The organism is Streptomyces sp. NRRL B-24572, from assembly GCF_002156145.1.
Lineage (GTDB): Bacteria > Actinomycetota > Actinomycetes > Streptomycetales > Streptomycetaceae > Streptomyces > Streptomyces vietnamensis.
In genome coordinates this window covers 1-2,266 of record NZ_MWIG01000985.1, presented here as the reverse complement: position 1 = coordinate 2,266, position 2,266 = coordinate 1, and the positions used below count along the sequence as shown (strand labels likewise).

Sequence of the window (2,266 nt, the reverse complement as noted above, 5' to 3'; positions counted from 1 at the left end):
CCTCCGCCGTAGGGGTTCCCGCCGCCCCCGTAGGGGTTGTACGGGCCGGTGCCGGGCAATCCGTACGCGAACGGGGGCGCCGGCCCGTACAACCCCTACGGGGGCGGCGGGAACCCCTACGGCGGAGGCGCGGGCGGCCCGATGGGCCCCGGCGGCCTGCCGCCGCAGTTCGGCGGCGGTGCGCCCCAGGCCCCCAAGCCGCGCGGTTTCCTCGCCGGGTGCGCCATGTTCACCTGGCTCTTCTGCACCTGCCAGATCTGCTGCGCCAAGAAGTACGAGGGCCCCTGGTCCCGCAAGAAGCGCGAGGGGTGCTGCTACGACTGCGACTGCGGGGACGGCGGTTGCAGCGGTTGCGACTGCGGCGGCTGTGACTGCGACTGCTGCTGCTGTCCCTGCGACGGCTGCTGACGCCCCGTCGGCAACCCCCGCCGGAGCCCCCGTACCGTCACTTCTTCGGCGCGGGGATCTCCGGCGGGGAGATCCGCGACTCCTCGATGCCCGAGGCCGTCACCCCCCACTTCTTCAGGATCCGGTCGTACGTCCCGTCGGCCCTCAGGCCGTTGACCGCCGCCTGGAAGGCCGGCGCGAGCGGGGTGCCCTTCTTGAAGGCGAAGCCGACGTCGAGGCGCCGGTACTCGTTCAGGAACTTCACGTTCTTCTGCTGCGTCACCGCGTACCGCACGCCGTTGATGGTGCTCATCACGACATCGCTGCGGCCCTGCTGGAGCGCCATCCAGACCGCCCCCGTCTCGCTGAAGACGTTCACCTCGTACGGCGGCTTCCCGGCCTCGGCGCACCGGCCCTTGTTCTGCTCCAGGGTCCGTTCGAAGGTGGTGCCGGCGCCCGTCGCGACCTTCAGGCCGCACAGCTGGGTGAGGTCGGTGACGGCCTTCAGCGGGGAGTCGGCGCGGGTGGCGAAGCCCTGGCCGTCGTTGACGTACGTGACGAAGTCGATGGTCTTCCGCCGCTCCTCGGTCACCCCGAAGTTGCCCGTGCCGACGTCGTACTTGCCGCTGCCGAGCGCCGGCAGGATCGCCTCGAAGCCCACCACCTCGCGCTTCAGCTCCAGGCCGAGGGCCTTCGCCACGGCGGCCGAGAAGTCGGCGTCCACCCCCACGACGGTCCTGCCGTCGGGCAGATACGCCGAGCTGGGCGGGGTCCCCACCGCGGAGGCGATCCGCAGGCTGCCGCGCTGCCGCACGTCGGCGGGCAGCAGCTTCGCCGCCGCCTCGTTCTTCTTCACCGCCGCCGCCACGTCCTCGGTCGGGAGCGCGCCCTTCGCCGCGCCGGGCGCTCCCGAGGCCCCGGCCGGGGCGGTCGCGGGCTCGCCGCCCGCGCAGGCGGTGAGGCCGAGCGCGGCCGCGGTGATCAGGGCGAAGGCGAAGGCGGTGCGTGCGGTGCCGGAACTCGTGCGCGTACTCATGGCTTCGGGTTCTCCAGGAATTTCTCGAACGGCAGCGGGCCGATCGACTCGGGATCGGCGGACACGTCGAAGAGCGGACGGTAGCCGCTCGCCAGGTAGAGGCCCTTGGCCTCCGGCTGGCGCGGCCCCGTCGTGAGGTGGATGCGGGAGTAGCCGCGGGCGGCGGCCTCCCGTTCGAGCACGGTGAGGACGCGGCGGGCGAGACCGCGCCTGCGGTGCGCCGAGTGCGTCCAGATCCGTTTCAGTTCGGCGGTGCTCTCGTCGTAGCGGCGGTAGGCGCCGCCCGCCACGGGCCGGCCCTGCTCCAGGAGGAGCAGGNNGAAGGAAGAAAAGGGCAGGCGAGGGGAGGGAAGAGCTCAGGCGCTCAGCAAGGGCCTGGGTGTGAAGACGCCGCGGAAAACAGCACGCGGGCGGGGAGAAGCAGAGGGTCGGCTCAACAGGAAGAGGACCACACGCGACCGAAGTCGATGTGGGAGCGCGTGACCAGCTGCTGCGGATGCATGGCCACAGTTGAACAGGCATCCGTTCCCGCGTCAACCGTGATGAGACGTGCGGCTCACAGTGCGGACACCCTTGACAGCGGGCCGTGTTGACCGCATAGCCTCGAAGGGCGGATCGGGCTGAGGGGCCCGGATCCGCGGCTCAGCGCGTGTGAAGGCGCACCCCGTGTTCGATCCGCCCTCTGGCATCCACGGAGCCCTCGCATGTCCGCGACCCTCGTCAAGACCCCCTCCACGGCCCCGCCGGCCGAACCGCCCCCGCGCATCGTCCCCACCCGCCGCACCGGCCAGTGGGCCGCCGCCGGAGCCGGCAGCCTCGTCGTCGTACTGCTCGCGCTCGCAC

1 protein-coding gene and 2 pseudogenes are annotated in these 2,266 nt (G+C 72.0%); 1 reads left to right on the top strand and 2 read right to left on the bottom strand.

Annotation, left to right across the window (positions count from 1 at the left end; all coding sequences use genetic code 11):
- Positions 1 to 42: 42 nt before the first annotated feature.
- A pseudogene (locus CCN56_RS39200) lies at positions 43 to 408 on the top strand (hypothetical protein); the annotation flags it as partial.
- Positions 409 to 445: 37 nt separating this feature from the next.
- Here the strand turns inward: CCN56_RS39200 and CCN56_RS39195 are convergent.
- Together CCN56_RS39195 and CCN56_RS39190 are read right to left on the bottom strand one after the other, a co-directional pair.
- Positions 446 to 1,423 carry an ABC transporter substrate-binding protein gene (locus CCN56_RS39195; RefSeq protein WP_086832376.1) on the bottom strand — a complete coding sequence of 326 codons (978 nt, stop codon included), beginning with the start codon at positions 1,421 to 1,423 and terminating at the stop codon, positions 446 to 448.
- Positions 1,420 to 1,741: pseudogene (locus CCN56_RS39190) on the bottom strand (GNAT family N-acetyltransferase); the annotation flags it as partial. The pseudogene CCN56_RS39190 and the gene CCN56_RS39195, both read right to left, overlap by 4 nt.
- Between the last annotated feature and the right edge of the window lie 525 nt (positions 1,742 to 2,266).